Genomic DNA, 22504 nt, shown 5'->3' with positions numbered 1-22504 from the left:
GGGACCGGGAGGCCCGGTCAGCGGTTGACGACGTGTTTGTCGGTGGTGAGCACCGCGGCGGCGCCGACGACGAGGCTGAGCGCCAGGACGTACATCGGGAGTGACGTCGAGCCGGTGGCGTCCTTCAGTGCGCCGATCATGTAGGGACTGACGAAGCCGGCGAGGTTGCCGACCGAGTTGATCGCGGCGAGGCCGACCGCGGCGGCGGTGCCGCCGAGGAACGCGGTGGGCAGGGACCAGAACAGCGGCGCGCAGGTCAGCACGCCCGCCGCGGCGATGGACAGCGCGGCCAGGGACAGTGCGGTCGAACCGGCCCAGCCCGCCGCCAGCGAGAAGCCGACCGCGCCCATGAGACTGGGCACCACCAGATGCCAGCGGCGCTCACGGCGCTTGTCCGCCGACCGCCCGAGCAGGTTCATCGTGACGAGCGCGGCCAGGAACGGCACCGCGCTGAGCATGCCGATCGCGAGGTTGCCCTCGATACCGGTGGACTCGATGAACGTGGGCATCCAGAAGGTCAGGGCGTACTGGCCCATCACGAAGCAGAAGTAGATGAGGCACATCAGCCACACCTTGGGCTCGCGGAAGGCGTCCCAGACCCGGCCGTGCACGGTCTGGTGCGCGGCGTCCTCGGCGATCGCCCGCTCGACGACGGCCTTCTCCTCGTCGGTGAGCCACTTCGCGGCGCGCACGCTGTTGTCCAGATAGAACAGCGTGGCCACACCGATGAGGAGCGCCGGAATCGCCTCCAGCAGGAACATCCACTGCCAGCCCTCCCAGCCGTTCACGCCCTGGAACCGGTCCATGATCCAGCCGGAGAGCGGGTTGCCGAAGATGCCGGCCACCGGGATGGCGGACATGAAGAGCGCGATCACCCGGGCCCGGCGGTGGGAGGGGAACCAGTAGGTGCAGTACAGGATCACCCCCGGATAGAACCCCGCCTCCGCGGCTCCGAGGAGGAACCTGAGGACGTAGAACATCGCCTCGTTGTGGACGAACATGAACGCCCCCGAGACGAGGCCCCAGCTGATCATGATCCGGGCGATCCAGGTGCGGGCGCCGACGCGCTGGAGCATCAGGTTCGACGGCACCTCGAAGAGGAAGTAGCCGATGAAGAACAGTCCGGCGCCGAGGCCGTACGCCGCCTCGCTGAAGCCGAGGTCGTCGGCCATCTGGAGCTTGGCGAAGCCGACGTTGACCCGGTCCAGGTAGGAGACGACGTAGCACAGGACGAGGAAGGGGACGATACGCCGCACGACTTTGCGGAAGACGGCGTTCTCACGGGCGGCGTCGGCGGATGCCGACGCCGTTATGGGCATGGACATGGGTGATCCCTCGTGCGGCTCGGGGGAATTCTCTGACGGGTGGGGAGCGGGTCACCACGCGGCGTCGAACGCGGACCTCAGTTCGTCGAGCGCGGGGGACGGGAGCGGCTCGGGGCGACGGTCGGTCAGGAGCCAGAGGCGTGCCGTCTCCTCGAGTTCTTCGAGGACGGCGAGGGCGGTGGCCGCGTCGGGTCCCCAGACGACGGGGCCCAGCCTGTCGAGCAGCACGGCCCTGATGGGCGTACGGCTCGCCGCGTGTGCGGTGATGCGGGCGGTCACCAGGTCGGCCACGCGCGGGTCGCCGGGCCGGTGGTAGGGGATGAGCGGGACGTGCCCGACCTTCATCACGTAGTACGGCGTGAGGGGCGGAAGCACGTCGGCCTCGCTCCACACGCCGGCCAGGGTGAGCGCGACCAGGTGCGTGGAGTGGGTGTGGATGACGAACCGGGCCGTGGGGTCGGCGGAGCAGATGCGCCGGTGCAGGGTCAGGGTCTTGCTGGCGCGGTCGCCCGCGATCTGCTCACCACGGGCGTCGACCAGGGCGAGGCGGCCGGGTTCGAGGAACCCCAGGGCGGCGTCGGTGGGGGTGATCAGGTGGTGGTCGCCGGCCCTGGCACTGATGTTGCCGGCGCTGGCGTGGACGTAGCCCCGGGCGAACAGGCTGGTGCCCACCCGGACGATCTCATGGCGCGCCTCGTCGACAGCGTCGTGGACGGCCTCGTCGTGGCCTGTCCCGGCGGTGCTGCCCGGCTGCTCGGTCATGCGGCCTCCTCGTCCAGCAGGGCGAAGGCGGAGGTGAAGAAGTCGGGGCCGCCGAAGTTGCCGGACTTGAGTGTGATGTGGAGCGTGTCCCCGTCGGGCAGGGTGGCCGCGCACCAGGGAACACCGGGGTCGATCTGCGGTCCGATCCTGAGCCCGGTGACACCGAGCGCCTGGACGACCGCTCCCGAGGTCTCACCGCCCGCGACGACGAGCCGGCGGACGCCCCGTTCCACCAGCCCTTGTGCGACGCGGGCCAGCGTCCGCTCCACGAGCTCACCGGCCTCGGCGGCACCGAGCCGGCCCTGGACGGAGCGGACCGTGTCGGCCGGCTCGGTGGAGTAGACCAGGACCGGCCCGTCGTCCAGGTGGGACGCGGCGAAGGCCAGGGCCTGTCCGGCCACGTCCTCACCGGCCGCCACGCGCAGCGGATCCACGCGGAACGCGGGCCGGCCGCTGTTCAGGTACCGGAGGACCTGGCCGTTGGTGGCGACGGAGACCGAGCCGGAGACGATGGCCCGGTGCCCGCCGGGAGGCGGCAGCTGCGCGGCGGCAGGGGACGGCTCGAACCCCCAGTTCGCGGGCAGTCCGATCGCCAGACCCGAACCGGCGGTCACCAGCGGAAGCCCCCGGACCGCCGCACCCAGGCGCAGGAGGTCGTCGTTGGAGACGGCGTCGACGACGGCGATTCCGACGCCGTCCTCGCGCAGGGCGTCGATACGGGCCCGGATCGCCTCGGCGCCGCCCGCCACGACGGTGTGGTCGATGAGGCCGACGGCCCGCGTGGTCTGCGCGCCGAGGACGGAGACCAGGTTGGAGTCGGTCATCGGGGTGAGCGGGTGGTGGCGCATGCCGCTGTCACCGAGCAGCACGTCGCCGACGAAGAGATGGCCTTTGAAGACCGTGCGCCCGTTGTCGGGGAACGCGGGTGTCGCGACCGTGAAGTCGGTGCCCAGCGCGTCCATCAGCGCCTCGGTGACCGGTCCGATGTTGCCGGCCGGTGTCGAGTCGAAGGTGGAGCAGTACTTGAAGTACACCTGTTCGGCGCCCATGGACCGCAGCCGGGCGAGGGCCCGGAGCGAGGCCGCGACGGCGTCGGCGGCCGGAACGGTCCGCGACTTGAGGGCGATGACCACCCCGTCGGCGTCCACCGCCGGTGCGGCGCCGGCCGGCGGCACGTCGATCAGCTGGACGACGCGCATGCCCGCGCGCACCAGGTTGTTGGCCAGGTCGGTGGCGCCGGTGAAGTCGTCGGCGATGCATCCGAGGCGGATTCCCATGTCACGCCTCCACCGGCTCGGGCAGATCGATCCCCGGGAAGATCTTGATCACCGCGCTGTCGTCCTCGGCCCCCAGTCCGGACGCCGATGCCTGGAGGAACATCTGGTGGGCGGTGGCGGCGAGGGGGAGCGGGAACCGCTCCGGGCGGGCGGAGTCCAGCACGAGCCCCAGGTCCTTGACGAAGATGTCGACGGCGGACAGGGGCGTGTAATCGCCGGCGAGCACGTGGGCCATGCGGTTCTCGAACATCCAGGAGTTGCCGGCGCTGTGCGAGATGACCTCGTAGAGCGCCTCGGCGGGAACGCCGGACCTGATGCCGAGCGCCATCGCCTCGGCCGCGGCGGCGATGTGCACGCCCGCGAGGAGCTGGTTCACGATCTTGACCTTCGAGCCGAGTCCGGCGCGGTCGCCCAGGCGGTAGACGGTGCTGCTCATGGCCTCCAGCACCGGGCCGGCGACGGAGTACGCGGCGGCAGAGCCCGACGTCATCATCGTGAGCTCGCCGGCCGCCGCACGGGCGGCGCCCCCGGAGATGGGAGCGTCCAGGTAGAGCACCCCCGACTCGGCCAGGCGGCCTTCGAGCCGTGCGGACCAGCCCGGGTCGACCGTGGAGCACATGACGAAGACGGAGCCCGGGCGGAGCCGGCCGGCCGCCCCGTCGGCGCCGAACAGCACGGACTCGACCTGCTCCGCGTTGACCACCACGCCGACCAGGACGTCCGCCGCGGCTGCCAGCTCGCCGCAGGAGGCGAACGCCGTGCCGCCGTCGCGGGCGAAGGCCGCGGCCACCTCCGGCCGCAGGTCGTGGACCCCTACGTCGTAACCCGCGTTCCGCAGACTGCGGGCCATCCCGAGGCCCATGGCTCCCAGTCCCACCACGCCCACACGCGGTCGTGCGGGCTTGTTCTCGTCGTCCATGCCCATCCTCGTCCTGCCGTGTCGTCCAGAGGAGTCGGCTCCGACTCCCGGGGAGATCAGGTCATATGATGACCTGAGGATGATGATTTGCAGGCTGTGATGTCGCTCACATAGGCAGAGGGATGTGCCGGGGTCCGGTCAGCGGTACGGCGAGCGGCGGACGGTCAGGACGGCGACGTCGTCGTGCTGGTCGACGCCGCCGGCGAAGGCGCGGGCGTCCTCGTACAGGGCCCGGGGCAGTTCGGTGGGGGAGAGGGCGAGGTGTTCCGCCAGCCGCTCGTCGACCGGGTAGAAGGTGCCGTCCGCGGCACGGGTCTCGGTGAGGCCGTCGGTGGTCAGCAGCAGCGTCGAACCGGCCGGGAAGTCGAACCAGCCCACGGTCGTCGGCTCGGAAGACAGCTCGGCGAGACCGAGCGGCACACCGGACTCCAGCGGCGGCGCGACGACGTCGCCGTCGTGCATCAAGCGGGGCGGGATGTGCCCGCAGTTGACGATCTGCGCCTCGGTGTGGGCGTCGACGGAGACGACGAGCGCGGTGACGAACCGCTCGTCGTCGCCGTTCTGCTCGGCGTAGGAGTTGTGCCGGACGACCGCGGCGTCCAGGGTGTCGACGAGCGCGGTGAGCGTGGGTTCCCGGTGGGCCGCCTCGCGGAAGGCGCCGATCACGGCGAACGCTGCCCCCACGGCGGCCAGCCCCTTGCCCTGCACGTCACCGATCAGCACCCGGGTCCCGAAGGGTGAGGCGATGACCTCGTAGATGTCGCCGCCGACCAGCCGGTCCTCCTGTACGGGTTCGTAGACGCCGTTGACCAGGACGTCGTCGGTGACCAGGGGCAGTGGGTGCAGGATGTGCCGCTGCATGGCGGCGGCGGTGGAGCGCAGGCGCAGCATCTCGTGCTCGCGCCTGATGCGGCGCTGGCAGGCGTAGACGGAGGTCACTCCCAGGGCGAGGGTGAGCAGGACCAGCAGGGCGCGGTCGAGCGACCGTCCCACGTCACTGCCGCGCAGCAGCACGGTGAGGGTGACGACGACCGTCGTCCAGGCGGCGACGAACCTCGTCTGCGCAGCGGTGCACAGCGCCGACGCCGTACCCGGCAGGAAGACCAGGAGACCGAGGAGCCACACCGCGGACCCGGACAGGGCGCCCAGGATCTCCACCAGGGCCGTCACCGAGACCACGCCCACGGCCAGCTCCGCGTTGCCCGGCGGCTCGATCGCCTCGAGGGCGTCCGACGGCCTTCTCCGGCGGGTGTCGATCATGGGAACTCCCGGGCGGCTCGTGATCTCTCCCGTACGTTATGCAGGCCCGGCCCCTCGCGGGAGGCGCCCCGCCGCGCCCTTGTCCGCCCGGTGCGCTTCGCCTACCGGCCCTCCCGGTCCTCCCCGTCATCGCGGTCGTCCCGGTCGCTCTGGTCGAGAAGCAGGCGTACGAAGTCGTTGAGCGGTCCGATGATGTCGAGGTCCTGGTCGAGGACCCACTGCAACTGGAGGCCGTTGAGCACGGCGTGGAAGAGAGCCGCGGCGCTCTCGGGGCCGACCCCCTCGCGCAGCCGGCCGCGGGCGGCCTTGTCGAGGAACCCTTCGGCGAACTGTGTGCGCCCGCGTTCGTAGCGCTCGACGAAGTAGGCGTGGGCGGGATGGTCCGTGCGTGAGGCCGCCGCGGCGAGCTCGATCCACAGGCGCATCAGCTCGGGCGCCTTCTGATGGTGGCGGATGAGCTCATCGAGGTACGGCGCGAGCTGGTCGATGCTGTCGACCTGGGCCGCGCCGTGCTGCCACTCCTCGGAGTCCCGCGCGGCGAGCACTTCGGCGAGGATCTCGTCCTTGTTGCGGAAGTGATGCAGGAGTCCGGCGTGGGTGATGCCGGCCCGCTCCGCGATGTCCCTGAGGGAGGCCTTGGCGTAGCCGTTCTCGGCGAAACTGTCGCGGGCCGCCCGTACGATCTCCGCTCGGCGGGCCGGTGTCTTGGCGTACGGCCCGCGCGCTGTTGCCTGACCCACGGTGCGCTCACTCTCCCCAACGAAGCCGGTCCGGACAGGTCGTGCGCAGCGATTGACCGCTGAAAACCTACCACCGGTCACGGCCTCCTCTTCATACGGCGAGTGGCACGGAAGGTGCCCGTCGTGGCGGTCTCGGTGGTGCCGTCGGGGAAGATCACGCGGGCGGTGGTGGCCGGCGGCACGTCGACGGTGACGGTCAGCTCGTCTCCGGCCGTCCGCCACTCGACGGCGATCGTGCCCTGGGGCGACTCGTGCGTGCCCCGGGCCCACGTCAGCGACGGGTGGGGGACGGGCGCGACCTCGACGGACTCCCAGGCGACCGACCCCGGTGCCTGCCGCAGCCCCAGCGTGTGGGTGTGCAGGAAGCGGATCACGGCGCCCTTGCTGTAGTGGTTCAGGGAGTCGTGGGCATCCCCGTTCTCGTCGATGCCCTCCCAGTCCTCCCAGATGGTCGTCGCGCCGTGGTCGAGCATGTACAGCCAGGACGGTGCGGTGCGCCGGAGGAGCAGTTCCCAGGCGACGTCGGCATGACCGGTGTCGGCCAGGACCGGGAGCAGGTCGCCGGTGGCGAGGAAGCCGGTGCCGAGATGGGTGCCGGCGGCGCGGATCAGTTCGACCAGGCGGGCCGCGGCGGCCGGGCGCAGTTCCCCGGGGACGAGTCCGAGGGAGAGCGCCCGTACATAGGCGGCCTGGGTGTCGCCGGTGGTGCGTCCGTCGAGGGTGAGGAACTCGGTGCGCCAGGCGTCCCGGACGCGCTCGGCGGTCTCGGCGTAGCGGGCCGCGTCCTGGGTGCGGCCCAGCACCTGTGCGACGTCGGCGAGGGTCGATGACGAGCGGTACAGGAACGCCGTGCCGATCTCGCCCTTGTCGGCCATGAACCAGGCGACCGGGTCGGTCCGGATCGGGTCGATGCGGGTGCCGTCGGCCGCCTTCGCCTTCGGCTCGGTCCACTCGCCCCAGTGGAAGGAGCCGTCCCAGACGTACCGCTCGTGCGGGAGCGGCTCGGCCGAGCGCTCGATCCGGGACGGATGGCGGGCGGTACGGGCGGTTTCGAGCGCCCAGTCGACCCAGCGGACCATCGCCTCCCAGTTCTCGGCGAGGACCTCCCGGTCGCCGTAGGCCCGGTACAGCTCCCAGGGGACGGCGACGATGGCGTCGCCCCAGCCCGCCGAGCCGGTCATCAGGGCGAACTGGTCGTCGAGGTGGTGCTTGATGCGGCGGCCGTCGGGCGAGAAGTTGGCGATCCGGCCGTCGGGCAACTGGTCGTCGCGGACCGAGCGGAGCCATTTGCGGCTGAAGCCGAGGACGTCGTACAGGCGCGTGGCGGTCGGTGCGAAGACCTGGAAGTCGCCGGTCCAGGCGAGTCGTTCGCGGGTCGGGCAGTCCGTGGGGACGTCGACGGCGTTGGAGCGGAAGCTCCAGTCGGCGATCTCGTGCAGGCGGTTGAGGTCGTCGTCGCTGCACGCGAAGGTGCCGGTGCGGCGCAGGTCCGTGTGGACGACGCGCATCGTGATGCTCGCCGGGGCCGGCGGGACGCCGTCGCGGCGGATGCGCGCGTACCGGAAGCCGTGCACGGTGTGGCGCGGTTCGAACGTCTCGCCCCCGCCCGCCGAGACGACCTCGTCGCGCTGCACGAAACGGACCGGGTCCTCGCCGGGCCGTTCGGAGTCCAGGTGAGTTGTCGTCAGATCGCCGTCCGCGCCGACGTGTTCGCCGTACTCGATGACGGTGCGGGTGCCGGCCGGGCCGAGGTCGCCCAGGGCGAGCCGGCCCGAGGCGTTCTGCCCGAAGTCGGCGATCCAGAGCCCGTCCCGCACCTGTTCGACCGACTGTGCGGGACGCGATGCGACGACACGCACGGGCGGGGCCGGCGACCAGTCGATCGCGGGCACCTCGACCTGGTCGACGAGGACCGGCTGTGCTCCGGCCGGTCCGGCGCGGAAGTCGGTGGTCTGCCCGTCCATGAGGCCGGCCCGGACGATGGCCGACCGCGTGCTCGTCCAGGTCTCGTCGGTGCGCACGACCTGGCGGGAACCGTCCTCGTAGGCGAGGTGCAGCTCGGCACGTGCGCCGAGGACCGTGCCCCAGCCGGCCGGCAGGCGGAACGCGCCGACCTGGCCCCGGTACCAGCCGTCGGAGAGAACGATCTCGATCATGTTGCCGCCCGCCCTGACGGCGGCCGTGACGTCCGACGCCTGGGCGTAGAGCGTGCGGTCGTAGGAGGTGGATCCAGGGGACAGTTCGGCGGTGCCGGCCCGCTCGCCGTTCACGTACGCCTCGTACACGCCGAGCGCCGTCGCGTACAGCCGCGCCGAGCGCACTCCGGCCCGTGCCTCGAACCGGGCCGTCAGGGTGTGGGCCGGGCGCTTGCCGTAGCCGGGGTCCCCGGATTCGGCGGGCGATATCCAGCGTGCCTGCCAGTCCTCGTCGAGGAGACCGGCCTCGAACGCGTCCCACTCCGACCACGGCGACGGGCCTGCGGGGCCGTGGGCCCGGACCCGCCAGGCCACCCGCCGGCCGCTGCGCAGAGCCGCCCAGGGCCAGGGGAGGAACCGGTGCCGGCCGGACTCGACCCGCACCGCGGGCTGTGTCTCGCCGTCGACGGCGCACTCCAGTTCGTATCCCGTCGGGTGCTCCGCGTGCGACGGCGGCTTCCACGACAGGCGGGGCGTGGGGCCCGACACGGCGAACTGGTCACCGCCGCTGTCGATGCGCAGGTCATAGGGGACGTTGTTCATGCTCTGCTTTCTCGGAACTCGTCGAACACTGTTGGCTGCACGGCGATCGGCGCCCTTGTGTGCACCGTCGATCGCCGATGTGCCCCGTCACCGGACCGACGTGACCTTGAACTTGATGATCAGACCGCCGAGGAGAGCGAGCACAGCGCCGCTCAGATAGAGCAGCGTGTAGTTCTTCTCCCCTCCGCTCGTGACGCCGATGGTGATGACGAGCGGTGCGATGAGCGGCGCGAGGGCGCTGGGGATCTTCTGCGCGAAGGCGACGACCGCGAGATAGCGGCCGGCCTGGGCCCGGTCCGGGAGGACCGCGAACACGATCGCCTGGTCGACGGCGCTGAACATCGCGATGGCGATCTGCATCAGCACCGCGCCGACGACGAGTTGGGGCAGCGAGTGCGCGAACGCCTCGGCGACGGCCCCGGCAACGAAGATCGCGGAGCCGAGCAGGGCGAAGAGCCCCCGCCGGCCGAGCTTGTCGGAGAGGAATCCGCCCGCGAGGGCGCCACCGGTCGCCGCCAGCACTCCGAGGGTCCCGATGGTCGCCACGACGCCGGCGACCTCCTTGATGGGCAGGTCGAGCCGCTGGGCGTAGAAGAAGGTCCCGAAGGTGGTGTTGAAGTACAGGCCCATGAAGAAGACGAAGCGGCCGAGCCAGTTCCAGCCGAAGTCGGGGTACTTCCGCGGATTGAACCCGTAGCTGGTGACCAGGCCCTTGAGGCTCACCTCGCTGGTGCGCACGAGCGCGCGGGAGTCGCCTTCCGGCTTGAACAGCGGGAACAGCACCAGCATGGCCGCTCCGATGACGCCCGGGACCAGGAACACCAGGAGCGTGCTGGAGGCCACCGTGTACGCGATGCCGATGCCGATCACCGGGGCGATCTGGGTCGTGACGCCGGTCGTCACCGCCGAGACGCGTCCGCGCTGCTCCTCGGGCACACGGTCGGCCTGGACGTTCTGGACGGCCTGCCCGACCGTCGACCAGCCGGCCATGCCGACGACCCACGCCACGCCCACCAGGAAGACGGTCGGGGCGACGGCGACACCGAGGAGTCCCAGCATGCCGAGGGCCGTGCCGGCGAAGATGAAGGGGGTCCGGCGGCCCAGCCGGGAGCGCTTCCGGTCGCTCCAGAAACCGATCAGAGGGCTGAGGACCAGATAGACGAACTGGGCGGTGCCGGTGACGTATCCGAGCAGTTCCTCGCGTCCCGGGGCGAGGTCGTCGATCCGCACTGCCAGCGAGTACGACAGCGGAACCATCAGGGCCAGGGAGGCCCCAAAACTGGCGACCATGATCCAGGCGATGAAACTCCTGCTGACCCTCTCCAGCGGCGGGGCCTCGATCTCGGGGGCGGGGGTCCCGGCTCGTTCCGCGCCGCCGGCCCCGGCCGCCCCGGCGGGCTCCGCACCGTCGTCCTCCGGCGCCTCTGTCGGCGGGGGACCGGCCACACTGATGTCGCGGTCGTTGTGAGGCATGAGGACTCCTTCGTCTCATGAATGCCAGGGGGCGCCGCGGTCGGCGGCGGACGGCACCTGCCGGGAACGTTTCAACCGCCGGCGTCAGTCGTCCGTGGTGTGGCCGGGCTTGCGTCCGTCCAGGCCGCGCCAGCGGCGGCGGAGCGAGAACGCGGCCGTCTTGGGCCTGCGGTCGCGGGTGAACACGCCCTTCTTGTTGCCGTCGACGCGGTGGATGCCGTTGGAGGTCTGGAAGTCGGCGAAGTTCCACACGTGTTCGCCGACGAACTCGGGGATGCGGTCGAAGACCCGGTGGTACATGGCGAGGTAGTCGCTCTGGTACTCCTCGCTCCACGGGGTGTCCCAGACGGAGTGCAGGCCGGGCTGGGTGTCGGCGCCGTACTCGGACATCATCACCGGCTTGCCGAAGCGCTCGGCCCAGCCGCGCAGGTCCTTCTCCAGATACTCCTCGGCGGTCGCGAGGTCGCCGGTGAAGAGGTACCAGCCGTAGTAGCGGTTGATGCTCAGTACGTCGAACAGGTCGCCGATCAGGTCGTTCTCCGGCGTGGCGAACATGACCGCGGCGTAGGTGAGGGGACGGGTCGGGTCGAGCTTGCGGGCCAGTTCGACCAGCGGCTCGAAGTACGCGCGGGCGCCCTCCTCGTTGGAGGCCGGCTCGTTGGCGAGGCACCACATCACCACGCTCGGGTGGTTCTTGTCCCGCTCGATCAGCTCCCGCAGGTGCTGGGCGTGGACGTCGCGGGTGACCCCGCCGAAGTTCTCCGGCGCGAAGGTCGGGGTCGGCGCGGCGCCGGTGAGGCCGCCCATGACGCCCAGGTTGAGGCCGACGGCGGCGGTCTCGTCGATGACGACGATGCCGTGCCGGTCGGCGAAGTCGAGCACCTCCTCGGCGTACGGGTAGTGCGCGGTGCGGAAGGAGTTGGCGCCGGTCCACTCCATGAGCTGGAAGTCGTGGACGAGGTAGGCGTCGTCGTGGCCCTTGCCCCGGACGGGGGTGTCCTCGTGCTTGCCGAAACCGGTGAAGTAGAACGGTTCGCCGTTGATGAGGAACCGGGTGCCCCGCACCTCGACGGTACGGACGCCGAAGGGCTGCGTGTAGCTGTCGACGAGTGCTTCCGCACCGGCCGGGTCCTCGGTGACCAACTCCACCACGAGGTCGTAGAGATAGGCGGCGCCGGGCTGCCAGAGGGTGACGTCCTCGATGCGGAAGGTGCCCTCGGGGCCGTGCGCCTGCGCCACGGTCCGGCCCGCCTCGTCGACCGCGCGCACCCGGACGGCCGTCGCCTCGGCGGCCTCACCGCCGGTCTCCACGCGGTAGTCGACGAGGCCGGCCGCACCGTCCCGTCCGGTGACGACCGTGACGTCCTCGACGAAGGCCGGCGGTGTGCTGCACAGGCGGACCGGGCGGGCGATGCCCGCGTAGTTGTAGAAGTCGTGCAGGTACGACTGGCGTTCGCGGCCGTCGGGCCCGGTGGTGACGGTGCCCGGCGGGATCGTCTCGTTCGTCAGCCGGTTGTCGACGCCGACGGTCAGCCGGAACTCGGCGCCGGGCCGCACGATCCCGGTCAGGTCCGCCTCGAACGGCGTGTAACCGCCCGCGTGTTCGGTCACCAGCCGGTCGTCCACGTAGACCCGCGCGGTATGGGTGACGGAGCCGAAGCGGAGCACCACCCGCTCTCCCGCCCAGCCGCGCGGCACCCGCACGTCGCGCTGGTACCAGGCGACTCCGACGTGGTCACGGATCTCCGGGTCCGTGAACAGGTCGTTGTAGCTGGCGGGGACGGGGGCTTCGAGGGACGACGTGAGCCGCGACGTCCACGGGCGGTCGCCGGCCCGGCTGTCGAGGGCGAATCGCCAGAGGCCGTCGAGGCCGACGATGTCGCGGGTGGGGCTGGTGCGGGGCGAGAGCATGGGGCTCCTTGTCGGCAGTGGGGGAGGAGGGTGCCGCATCGACAGCACCGCTCGAGCGACGTCGTCGGTGGCGCCGGGGCGACCGAGCGGGCTCGGCTGCATCACGGGATGGCGTTCCAGGCGGCTGCGGGAGCCTTGGCGGCAGCGGTGGCCGCCGCCGTGTTCCGTCGGTCGGCGGCGGATACGACGCTCCCGGCGTCGGAGACGTTCACGCGGGCTGCCAGTCCACGCGGGCTGCCACCGCACAGCCCGGGCGGGGCCTTCAGGGATCAGTCGCGGACGCGGCGGGCGGTCTCGCCCAGCCAGGCGAGGCTGGGCTTGGGGCGGCGCTCGAAGGTCTCGCGATCGACCTCGATCAGGCCGAACGTCGGCTCCCAGTGCCCCCACTCGTAGTTGTCCAGCAGGCTCCAGTGCAGATAGCCGCGTACATCGGCGCCGTCGGCGATCGCCGTCCTGAGGTGCTTCAGCGCCTCGTCCGTGTAGGCGATCCGGCGGGTGTCGTCGTGGGTGGCGATGCCGTTCTCGGTGACCAGGATCGGCATGCCGCCGGTGACTTCGGCCGTGTGCCGTACGGCGATGCCCAGGGCGTCGGGCCGGTAGGCGGTCCCGACGAGGGTGTTGTCCGGGTGCTGCGGGTGCGGCTCGATGCCGTCCGGGCCGACCCACTGGCTGGAGTACGACTGCACGCCGACGAAGTCGTCGCCGCGCGACCCCTCCAGGTAGAGGTCCTCCCAGACGTACTCCAGCTCCCGCTTCTTCTCCTCGGCCCCCGGGCGGGCGACGAAGGCGCGGTTGGCGACCGTCCAGCCGATCTTCGCGCCGGTGCGCCCGCGCAGCACCTCCCGGACGGCGTGGTGCGCCTCGACGAGCCGCTCGCCGGTCTTCACATCGGGGGCCGGCAGCGGCGGTCGGGGACCCTCGTGGTCGAGGGTGGGGCTCTGCCACTCCCCGGCCGCCTGCTGGTTCCGCATGGCCTCGGCCATGCCGATCATGATGGCCAGCATGTTCGGCTCGTTCATGGTGACGACCCACTCGACGCCGCCGAGGATCGGGGCGACCGCCTCGGCGTACGCCCGGAACCGCTCGACTGCTCGGTCGCCGAGCCAGCCGCCCTCCTGGGCGAACCAGAGAGGGCTGGTGAAGTGGTGCAGGGTCACGACCGGGGTGAGACCCAGCTCGACGGCCGTGTCGATCATCCGCCGGTAGTGGGCCAGTTCGGCCCGCGAGATCATGCCGGGGACCGGCTCGATCCGTGCCCACTCGATGCCGAAGCGGTAGGCGTCGAGTCCGGCGTCGGCGAGCAGCTTCATGTCCTCGCGGTACCGGTGGTAGCTGTCGCAGGCGTCACCACTGCGCTCCATGCCCGGCATGCGCCCCTCGCTCGCCCAGAAGTCGCTGTTGAGGTTGTTGCCCTCGATCTGGTGTGGGGCGGTGGAGGCTCCCCAGAGGAATCCCGGAGCGAGTTCAGTCATCGTCGACTGCCTTCCTGAGTGGTGGTGGTGACGGCTGGAGAGTGAGCGGTCAAGCGAGCGGCCGAGCGAGTGGCCAATGTCTACCACGTGGTTGGTTTTCGTGAAAGGGGGCGTCGGGAAGTGCTGATGATCTTGCGCTCGCGCGGAGATTGCGCGAGATGGGGCGAAAACGTAGCTTGAACGCCTGTTCGTCGAGCTGCGTGTTGGAGAGGTGTCCCGGTGGGGCGACGCGAGAAGCCGGTCGACCCCGACGCCGGTCCCGTACAGCGGCTTGCGCACGATCTGCGTGTGCTGCGAGAGAAGGCCGGGAAGCCCCCGTACCGGGAGATCGCCCAGCGGGCCGGCTACTCGATCACCGCGGTGTCCCAGGCGGCGGCCGGCGAGCAGCTGCCGTCTCTGGCGGTGGTGCGCGCGTACGCCGAGGCGCTGGACGGCGACCCGGACGAGTGGGAGCGGCGCTGGCGGGAGGCGGACGCCGAGGTCCGTGCGCCCGCGCCGGACGAGCGGCCGCCGTACCGGGGGCTGGCCCGCTTCGAGCCGGACGACAGCGATCTGTTCTTCGGCCGGGAAGGGCTGGTCACCGACCTGACGGAGCTGGTGCGCGAGCACCGGTTCGCGGCGGTGTTCGGGGCGTCAGGCAGCGGCAAGTCGTCGTTGCTGCGGGCGGGGCTGATTCCGCGGCTGCGGCAGGCGGCGGGGGCGGAGCGGCCGGCGGTGATCCGGGTGCTCACACCGGGGGAGCGGCCTGCGCGCACGCACCAGCAGGCGCTCGTCGCGCGCGACGGCGACGCGGAGACCTGGGTGATCGTCGACCAGTTCGAGGAACTGTTCACCCTCTGCCACGACCGCGCGGAACGCGACCGGTTCCTCGGCCTGCTGCTGGCGGCCCTGCGGCCGGAGAGCCGGCTGCGCGTCGTGGTCGCGGTCCGCGGTGACTTCTACGGTCACTGCGCCGACCACCGTGAGCTGGCCGAGGCCGTCTGCCGGGCGAACCTGCTGGTCGGACCGCTGGGCCGGGACGAGCTGCGCGAGGCGATCACCGGGCCGGCCGCCACCGCCGGACTGACCGTGGAACGTGCTCTCACCGCCCGGATCGTCGACGAGGTCGTCGACCAGCCGGGCGCGCTGCCCATGCTCTCGCACGCCCTGCTGGAGACCTGGCGCCGCCGTCGCGGCCGGATGCTGACCCTGGCGGCGTACGAGGAGGCGGGCGGCGTCCGCGGCGCGATCGCCGCCACCGCCGAGGAGGTGTACGGCGGGCTGTCGGCGGAGCAGGGGCGTGTCGCCCGGCGGATCCTGCTGCGGCTGATCGCGCCGGGCGACGGCACGGCCGACACCCGCCGCCCGGCCTGCCGGGCCGAGCTCGGCAGTGGTGCGCGGGACGTGCTGGAGCGCCTCGCCGGTGCCCGCCTGGTCACCCTGGACGGTGACACGGTGGAGCTGGCGCACGAGGCCCTGATCACCGGGTGGCCGCGCCTGGCCGGCTGGATCGAGGAGGGCCGCGATCGCCTGCGCGCACAACGCCGGCTCGGCGAGGCGGCTCGCGGCTGGGAGGAACTGGAACGCGACCCTGGGGCGCTGTACCGCGGGGCGCGGCTGGCGAGGGCGGCGGAACTGTTCGCGCGCCAGTCGGACGGGGGCTCCACGGGGCGGGGTCGGCCGGAGGGCGGTCCTACGTGGTCGGTTCGGCGCGGCGGTGGGCGCACTGGGGTGATTCGGCGGGGCAGTGGTCTTACCAGGTGGGTTCGGCGGGGCGGTGGTCCCACCTGGTCGGTTCGGCGGGACGACGGCCCCACTCCGCCGGTTCGGCCGGACGGCGGTGCCACCTGGTCGGTTCGGCGGGACGACGGCCCCGCCCAGCGGGTTGGGCCGGACGACGGCTCTGCCCGGCGGGTTCAGCCGGACGGAGACCGTACCTGGCCGCCTCAGCCCGACGACGACCTCACCCCCCTGGAGCGGGCCTTCCTCACGGCTTCGCTTGCCGCCCGGGGTGCCGAGCAGGAGGCCGAGAGCCGTAGCGCGCGGCGGACGCGGTTCCTGGGCGTCGGCCTGGCCGTGGGCCTCGTGCTGGCGCTGGCCGCCGGGCTGATCGCCTGGCAGCGTGACCGGGTGAGCGAGGAAGAGGCCGCCAAGGCCACCGCCCGCCGCCTGGCCACGGTGGCCGACAGCCTCCGCTCCACCGATCCGCGCACGGCCGCCCTGCTCGGGGCCGCCGCGTGGAAGACGGCCCCGCTCACCGAGTCCCGCTCGGCGCTGCTCGGTGCTCTCGCGCAACCGGAACGCGATGCCTTCACCGACCCCCGGGTCGGCAGAGACGTCCGGCATTTCCTCACCGACGGCGGCCGGACCCTGCTCAGCGTCGACGACGGCACGGTGACCGTCCGGAACGTGGCCGACCACAAGGTCACCGCCACCCACCACCTGCCGGGCGGTATGGAAGTGGCCGCCGCCGGTCCCGACTCCCGGTTCCTCGACGTCATGGGGCCGGACGGGGACGAGGAACTGTGGAGCCTTCCCCGCGGCAGGCCCGCCGCCGAGCTGGGCGATGTGTCGTTGCAGGGCAGCGCGGACGACGGGAGCGCGTACCTCACCGGCCCGCTGGACGGCCCGGGCCCGGTCCGGCTGCACCGGGCGAACGACGGCAAGGTCCTTTTCAGCACCGGCATGCCGCGCCCCCTCTCCTCGGTGGCCGTCGGCCCCGGCGGACGCCTGCTCGCCCTCTGCCCCGCCGACGGGCCGCTCCAGCTGTGGGACGCAGCCGGCGGAAAGCGACTGCCGGGGGACTGGGAGAAGGCCGACAGGAACCTGTGCGGGACCGGCACCGGCGCGGACGGCGGCTCACGCCTGCTGCGGTTCAGCCTGGACGGCAAGCGACTGGCCGCCGTCTACGGCACGACGGCCGTGGTGTGGGACGTCGCCAGTGGACGCACACTCGGCGACTTCACCAGTGGTGATGACGCCGGCTTCACGCAGGCCGCCCTCTCTCCCGACGGGGAGTTCCTGGCCACGGCGGACGACCACGAGCTCGCCGTATGGCGGCTGGCCACCGGCGGCACCCAGGTCTTCCACCGCCCGCTGTCCGGTGCGGACATGAGGGGGCTGACCTGGGACGCGGGCAGCCATCGCCTCCTGCGCTACCTCGACGGCGCCACGGTCCACACCCTCGATCTGACCGACCGTCTCACCCCGCGGTGGCAGAGCACGCCGGCCGACGCCGGCCTGCTCAGCCCGGACGGCGCCGCCCTGGCCACCGTCACCCGCTCCGGCGGCGGCTACCGCTTCGAGTTGCGCTCCACGCGCACCGGCACGGTCCGCGCCCATGCCACGCTCGGCCCGCTGTCGAACCTGTCCGACGAGGAAACCCCGCTGCTGGCGTTCAGTCCGGACGGCCGTGCGCTGGCCGTCGCCGACACCGCGTCGACGCACGGCTCACTGCGGCTGCGCTTCACCGTGTGGGACGTGGGCGGACCCCGGGTGCGTACGGTCATCGACACCTCCGGCGCGGCGGACCGCCCGGCCACCGCCCTCGCCCTGGGGCCCGGCGGCCGCACGCTGCTGGCCGTCCGCGACGCTGGGGGCAGCCAGGTGACGGAGGTCTGGGACACCCGGAACCATCGGCGGTCCCGGGCCATGCCCGGCCCGTCCGGGGCGGCGCTGACAGTACGGCCGGACGGAGGTCTGCTCGTGGGCTCCGACGATCAGTACGCCGATCCGGTGTCCGGAAAGGTCACCGGGCGGGCGCTCGCCGACGGCCGTGAGGTCACCGCGCTGGCCTTCAGCCCCGACGGCTCCCGGCTCGCCGTCGGCGACACCACCGGGCACGTCACGCTGTGGGACGGCGAGCTCCGCCACCGCGCGGGTGCGCTGACCGGCACCTCCGACACGGTCTCCGAGGGGGAGCCGGAGGCGGTGGAGGCGCTCGCCTTCTCGTCCGACGGCAGCACGCTGGCCGTGGGCGGCGCGAACGGGACCCTGCGGCTGTGGGACACCGAGGGGCAACAGCTCCTCGGTTCGGACCTGCCCACGCCCGGCGACGAGATCCGGTCCCTCGCCTTCGCCGAGGACGGCGGCACGGTGTACGCCAGCGGCCCGGACGTGCCGCTCCAGCGTTTCCCCGTCGCCCCGGACCAAGCCGTCCGGACGATCTGCGCTCGTACCGGTGGCGGACTGACCGAGGCGCAGTGGCGCACCTACGTCCCTGACGCGCCGTACGAGCCCGTCTGTGGGGATTGATTTTTTTCAGAGGCCGTTCCGGGTCGCTGAAAAACGCCTCTGACCTGCACGCTCCATGACCAGAACGACCGCGGCGTCCCGTCGGCGGTGTCCGCGAATCCCCTCAGTCAGGTTCTGGTCTCACTCATGCGCATGCACCCTCTGGTCCCCTCCCTTCTGCTCCTCTGCACCCTCTCCTTCACAGCGGCCTGCTCGTCCGGACCCGGCCAACCGTCCGGGTCCGCGGGCGCGGCCTCCGCGCGGCCCGGCCCCTCACCCGTCCGCGGCGTCGACCCGTCGAAGATCAAGGGCCTGGAGATCGTCAGCGACAGCAGCGAGAACAAGTCCTGCCCCTTCGCGACGAGCTACCCCGACGTGCCCGGCGCCGAGGCGATGACGGCAGCGATGAAGAAGTACGTGGATCGGCGCCTGGCCGCCTTCCGCTCGGACTCGGCGATCTGCCAGGACGGCACGGGCGACGCGGACAGCGGCGAGCTCAACATCAGCCACCAGTTCCTGGTCGCCTCCGGCGACGTCCTCGGCGTCCGGCTCACCACCCAGGACCCCAGCAGCGCCGGGTCCGGGCTGTCGGCGACGACGTACTGGTACGACGGCAGGGCGGGCGCGTACCGCACGGCCCTCGGACTCGTCGCCGACGGCTCCCGGGACGCCTTTCTCAGCGCCGTGAAGGACCGGCTCAAGGGACGCGAAGGCGTGGACGCCGCCGCCCTCGACGACACGTTCTCCGACCCGGCCTCCCGCGCCGCCGCCCTGGACGACATGGCGTTCACCGTCGACGGCGGACTGCGGGTGGCCTTCGACCGCGGCGACGTGGCCGTACCGGCCGCCGGTGCCGTCACGGTGACTCTCCCCAAGGAGAAGGTCACCCCCTGGCTGTCCGCGTTCGGCAAGCGTGCCCAGCGGCAGACGGTGACGCCCAGCCGGTCGCTCGACCTGGGCGCGACGCACGTCCCCACGCAGGCCGTCCCCACCCACACCGCTTCCGGCGACGACGACACCGACTGCAAGAAGGCTAAGTGCGTCGCGCTGACCTTCGACGACGGCCCGGCAGCGCCGGAGACCGCGACCCTGCTGACCTACCTGGCGCGGTACAAGGCGCGCGCCACCTTCTTCACCGTCGGCCAGAACGTCGCCGCCCACCCCGGCCTGGTCCGCGCCGCCGCCCGCGCCGGGAACGAGATCGGCAACCACTCCTGGAACCACCCCGATCTCACCAAGCTCGCCCGCGGACAGGTCGTCTCCCAGCTCAACCGCACGAGCGCCGCCATCGAGGCCGCCACCGGCCAGGCCCCCACCCTCTTCCGCCCGCCCTACGGTGCCGTCGACCGCCGGGTCCGGGCCGCCACCCGTCTCTCCCCGGTGCTGTGGGACGTGGACACCGAGGACTGGAAGTACCGCGACGCCGACAAAGTCGCGCGGACCGTCATCGCCGAGGTGCGGCGCAACGACGTCGTCCTGATGCACGACATCCACCCCACGTCGGTCGCAGCGGTCCCGCAGATCCTGCGCACCCTGACCGCCCGCGGCTACCGCTTCGTCACCGTCAGCCATCTGCGCGCCACCCTCTGACGGTGCTCGCATTGCAGGTCATCCAGGTGGCGGCGGAGACTTAAGGTACACGGCGGCATCCCGGAAAGGCCCGGAGCCATGGGTGACTATGTGGAGCTCCCCGGCGTCAGGACGTGGTACGAGACCGATGGCGCCGGTGATCCGTTGCTCCTTCTCCACGGCGGCCTCTGCACGAACGAGACGTGGCAGGCCCAGCGGCCCGATTTCGCGGCGGAGTTCCGTGTGCTGCTTCCCGAGCGCCGGGGGCACGGGCACACACCCGATGTCGACGGGCCGCTCTCCTACCAGGACATGGCCGACGACACCGTCGCCTTCATCGAGGAGGTCGTCGGCGGTCCCGCCCATCTCGTCGGCTGGAGCGACGGCGGGGTCATCGTCCTGCTCGTCGCCATCGCCCGCCCCGACCTGGTCCGGAAGATCGTGGCCATCGGGGCCAACTTCCTCCCGGGCCCCCAGAGCGGCGCGGCTCCGGAGATGCTCGACCAGATCACGCCCGACGCACCCGACCTGACCATGTTCCGCGAGGCGTACGAAGCCGTGTCGCCCGACGGCGCGGCCCACTGGCCGGTCGTCGTGGGCAAGCTGGCCGCCATGTTCCGCACCGAGCCGACCATCCGCACCGAGGACCTGGCTCGTATCACGGCGCCCACGCTCGTCCTCGTCGGGGACGACGACCTGATGACCCTCGAACACACGATTGCCCTGTATCGCGCGATCCCCGGATCCCAACTGGCCGTCGTGCCGGGAACGTCGCACGCGCTGCTCATGGAGAAGCCCCGGGAGGTCAACCGGATCATCCTCGACTTCCTCGCCAAGGAGCCGATCCCCACGATGCTTCCCCTGCGGGCTACTCGTCGGAGAGCGTGAGGTCCGGGACCCGCCAGGCCGCCAGCGCGAAGGCGGCCAGGGACACCGCGGCGCCGGTGAGGAAGACCCAACGCATCGAGGTGACGTAGCCCTCCAGGAACGGCAGTGCCGCGCTCGGGTCGAGGGTGCGCAGGAAGGCGGAGTCCTCCAGGTTGACGCCGCCGCCGGGGCCCAGGACACCCGTCAGGGCGTGCGCCGTGTCGGGCTGGGCCAGGAGGTGGCGGTAGGCCGGGTCGCGGCGGGCCTCCGCCAGTCGCTCGGCGATGTTTCCGGCCGCCGTCGTGAACAGGATCGACAGGAACGCCGCGGTGCCGACCGTACCGCCGTTGGAGCGGAAGAAGTTCACGGACGCCGTCGCCGCGCCCATGTCCGTGCGGGGCACCTCGCTCTGCGCCAGCGTGGTCAGCGTCTGCATCGACGCGCCGAGTCCCGCGCCCATCAGGGCCATGCCGAGCGCCGGGTGCCACAGCGGGCTGTCCACGCTCAGTGTCGCGAACACGAGCATCGCGGCGGTGAACGAGCCGATACCGGCGACGAGATGCACCTTGAACCGGCCGGTCCGGGCGATCATCCGGCCCGTCAGCAGAGTCACCGCGAGGTTCGCGGCGACCGTGGGCAGGGTGGCCAGGCCGGCCTCGATGGGGCTCATGCCGCGCACGAGCTGGAGATAGAGCGGCAGCGTCGTCATCGCACCGAACATGCCGATGCCGACGACGAAGTGCAGCCCGACACCCAGCCGGAAGGTCCGGATGCGGAACAGGCGCGGCGGCAGCAGCGCGGCGTCGCCCGACCGCCGCTCCACCACGACGAACACCGCGAGCCCCGCCACGCCGACCGCGTACATCAGCAGGGCCCGGGGCGAGTCCCACCCCCAGGTGCGGCCCTGCTCGGCGACGGTCAGCAGCGGCACAAGGCCCACGGCCAGGGCGAGCGCCCCGGCGTAGTCGAGCCGGTGCCGCACCCGCCGGTGCGGGAAGCGCAGCACGCGCATGATCGCCACCGCGGCCGCCGCGGCGAGCGGCACGTTGATCAGGAAGATCCAGCGCCAGCCGGCTATCCCGAGCAGATCGGCCCGGTCCGCCAACGCTCCGCCGACCAGCGGGCCGACAATACTGGCGCCGCCGAACACGGCCATGAAGTAGCCCTGGTAGCGGCCCCTTTCGCGCGGGGAGGTGATGTCGGCGACGATCGTCATCGCCAGCGACATCAGCCCGCCGCCGCCGAGCCCCTGCACGGCGCGGAACGCCGCGAGTTCGTAGATCGACGTGGCACATCCGCACAGCAGCGAGCCGGCGGTGAACAGCGCGATCGCGGCGAGGTAGACGGGCCTGCGGCCGTGGATGTCGGAGAGTTTGCCGTAGAGCGGCGTCGCGAGGGTGGCGGTGATGAGATACGCGGTAGTCACCCATGCCTGGGCGGTCAGCCCGTGCAGGTCGTCGGCGATGGTCCGCAGCGCGGACGAGACCACCGTCTGGTCCAGCGCCCCCAGGAACATGCCGAGCACCAGCCCGGACATGACCGTGGTGATCTGCCGGTGACTGAGCCGCGGGGGCATGTCCCCGGCCGCGCCCTGTTCTTGGGTGTCGGAGAAGGTCACGTGTCGTCCTCGGGGTGGGGGCGGGTACGGCGCCGCGGACGCGGACCGCCCCGGGGTTCCGGAGCGGCCCGCGCCGGAGCCGGGGCGTGGGCCGACGCTGCCGGGGCGGCCGGCCGTCGATATCGGGGCGGCCGGCCGACGCTGCCGGACGGCTGATCGTCCTCAGGTCGGCGGGCCCGCGCCGGGGCCGGAGCGTGGGCCGACGCTGCCGAGGCGGCTGGCCGTCGATGCCGAGGTGGTCGGCTGACGATGCCGGACGGCTGATCGTCCTCAGGGCGGACGGCTGACGATGCCGGACGGCCGATCGTCGATATCGGGGTGACCGGCCGACGCTGCCGGGTCGCCTGGCCGACGCTGCCGG

The 22504-nt window shown here is 72.0% G+C and carries 14 protein-coding genes; 3 read left to right on the top strand and 11 right to left on the bottom strand.

Going from position 1 to position 22504, the window contains the following annotated elements; genetic code table 11:
• Positions 1–17 precede the first annotated feature (17 nt).
• The 10 genes from CCL05_RS06825 to CCL05_RS06780 all read right to left on the bottom strand — a co-directional run bounded on the left by CCL05_RS06825 (position 18) and on the right by CCL05_RS06780 (position 13877).
• Positions 18–1325 (bottom strand): MFS transporter, encoded by a 1308-nt coding sequence (locus CCL05_RS06825; RefSeq protein WP_086559580.1) that lies wholly within the window; start codon positions 1323–1325, stop codon positions 18–20.
• Between the two features lie 51 nt (positions 1326–1376).
• Entirely contained in the window at positions 1377–2087 is a 711-nt protein-coding gene (locus CCL05_RS06820; protein ID WP_208641397.1) for a class II aldolase/adducin family protein, read from the bottom strand.
• On the bottom strand, positions 2084–3364 hold the full coding sequence (otnK, locus tag CCL05_RS06815) for a 3-oxo-tetronate kinase (protein WP_086559579.1): 1281 nt from the start codon (positions 3362–3364) through the stop codon (positions 2084–2086). Before otnK ends, CCL05_RS06820 begins: the two co-directional genes overlap by 4 nt.
• A 1-nt stretch (position 3365) precedes the next feature.
• Entirely contained in the window at positions 3366–4283 is a 918-nt protein-coding gene (gene ltnD, locus CCL05_RS06810) for an L-threonate dehydrogenase (protein ID WP_086559578.1), read from the bottom strand.
• Positions 4284–4421: 138 nt separating this feature from the next.
• The gene (locus tag CCL05_RS06805) at positions 4422–5543 is read right to left on the bottom strand and encodes a PP2C family protein-serine/threonine phosphatase (protein WP_086559577.1); all 1122 of its coding nucleotides are present in this window, start codon (positions 5541–5543) and stop codon (positions 4422–4424) included.
• Positions 5544–5644: 101 nt separating this feature from the next.
• Complete coding sequence (locus tag CCL05_RS06800; RefSeq protein ID WP_086559576.1) at positions 5645–6283, bottom strand: TetR/AcrR family transcriptional regulator; 639 nt, start codon at positions 6281–6283, stop codon at positions 5645–5647.
• A 77-nt stretch (positions 6284–6360) separates the two neighbouring features.
• Entirely contained in the window at positions 6361–9021 is a 2661-nt protein-coding gene (locus CCL05_RS06795; protein WP_086559575.1) for a family 78 glycoside hydrolase catalytic domain, read from the bottom strand.
• A gap of 87 nt (positions 9022–9108) precedes the next feature.
• Positions 9109–10494, bottom strand: a complete 1386-nt coding sequence (locus tag CCL05_RS06790) for an MFS transporter (RefSeq protein WP_086559574.1) — start codon at positions 10492–10494, stop codon at positions 9109–9111.
• 84 nt (positions 10495–10578) lie between these two features.
• Positions 10579–12405 carry a beta-glucuronidase gene (uidA, locus tag CCL05_RS06785; protein WP_086559573.1) on the bottom strand — a complete coding sequence of 609 codons (1827 nt, stop codon included), beginning with the start codon at positions 12403–12405 and terminating at the stop codon, positions 10579–10581.
• Between the two features lie 269 nt (positions 12406–12674).
• Entirely contained in the window at positions 12675–13877 is a 1203-nt protein-coding gene (locus tag CCL05_RS06780; protein WP_086559572.1) for a glycoside hydrolase family 1 protein, read from the bottom strand.
• A 219-nt stretch (positions 13878–14096) separates the two neighbouring features.
• Between CCL05_RS06780 and CCL05_RS06775 the strand changes: the two genes are divergently transcribed.
• The 3 genes from CCL05_RS06775 (at position 14097) to CCL05_RS06765 (ending at position 20546) form a co-directional block, all read left to right on the top strand.
• Positions 14097–18110: an nSTAND1 domain-containing NTPase gene (locus tag CCL05_RS06775; RefSeq protein ID WP_086559571.1), complete on the top strand. Its 4014-nt coding sequence runs from the start codon at positions 14097–14099 to the stop codon at positions 18108–18110.
• A gap of 126 nt (positions 18111–18236) precedes the next feature.
• The gene (locus CCL05_RS06770; protein ID WP_086559570.1) at positions 18237–19679 is read left to right on the top strand and encodes a polysaccharide deacetylase family protein; all 1443 of its coding nucleotides are present in this window, start codon (positions 18237–18239) and stop codon (positions 19677–19679) included.
• 78 nt (positions 19680–19757) lie between these two features.
• The gene (locus CCL05_RS06765) at positions 19758–20546 is read left to right on the top strand and encodes an alpha/beta fold hydrolase (protein WP_086559569.1); all 789 of its coding nucleotides are present in this window, start codon (positions 19758–19760) and stop codon (positions 20544–20546) included.
• Here CCL05_RS06765 and CCL05_RS06760 read toward each other — a convergent pair.
• Positions 20527–22143: an MDR family MFS transporter gene (locus CCL05_RS06760; protein WP_208641396.1), complete on the bottom strand. Its 1617-nt coding sequence runs from the start codon at positions 22141–22143 to the stop codon at positions 20527–20529. The two genes, CCL05_RS06765 and CCL05_RS06760, sit on opposite strands and share 20 nt — an antisense overlap.
• Positions 22144–22504 lie beyond the last annotated feature (361 nt).

It is taken from the genome of Streptomyces africanus (assembly GCF_002150735.1).
Classification (GTDB): Bacteria; Actinomycetota; Actinomycetes; order Streptomycetales; family Streptomycetaceae; genus Streptomyces; species Streptomyces africanus.
The sequence above is the reverse complement of the archived record's forward strand: the minus strand, read 5'-3'. Positions and strand labels throughout refer to the sequence as shown.

Coding starts and splice junctions, on each gene's coding strand:
- CCL05_RS06795 (WP_086559575.1), bottom strand. CDS start 9,021: ATGAACAACGTCCCCTATGACCTGCGCATCGACAGCGGCGGTGACCAG.
- CCL05_RS06805 (WP_086559577.1), bottom strand. CDS start 5,543: ATGATCGACACCCGCCGGAGAAGGCCGTCGGACGCCCTCGAGGCGATC.
- ltnD (WP_086559578.1), bottom strand. CDS start 4,283: ATGGACGACGAGAACAAGCCCGCACGACCGCGTGTGGGCGTGGTGGGA.
- uidA (WP_086559573.1), bottom strand. CDS start 12,405: ATGCTCTCGCCCCGCACCAGCCCCACCCGCGACATCGTCGGCCTCGAC.
- CCL05_RS06820 (WP_208641397.1), bottom strand. CDS start 2,087: ATGACCGAGCAGCCGGGCAGCACCGCCGGGACAGGCCACGACGAGGCC.
- CCL05_RS06790 (WP_086559574.1), bottom strand. CDS start 10,494: ATGCCTCACAACGACCGCGACATCAGTGTGGCCGGTCCCCCGCCGACA.
- CCL05_RS06780 (WP_086559572.1), bottom strand. CDS start 13,877: ATGACTGAACTCGCTCCGGGATTCCTCTGGGGAGCCTCCACCGCCCCA.
- CCL05_RS06770 (WP_086559570.1), top strand. CDS start 18,237: ATGCGCATGCACCCTCTGGTCCCCTCCCTTCTGCTCCTCTGCACCCTC.
- CCL05_RS06765 (WP_086559569.1), top strand. CDS start 19,758: ATGGGTGACTATGTGGAGCTCCCCGGCGTCAGGACGTGGTACGAGACC.
- otnK (WP_086559579.1), bottom strand. CDS start 3,364: ATGGGAATCCGCCTCGGATGCATCGCCGACGACTTCACCGGCGCCACC.
- CCL05_RS06825 (WP_086559580.1), bottom strand. CDS start 1,325: ATGTCCATGCCCATAACGGCGTCGGCATCCGCCGACGCCGCCCGTGAG.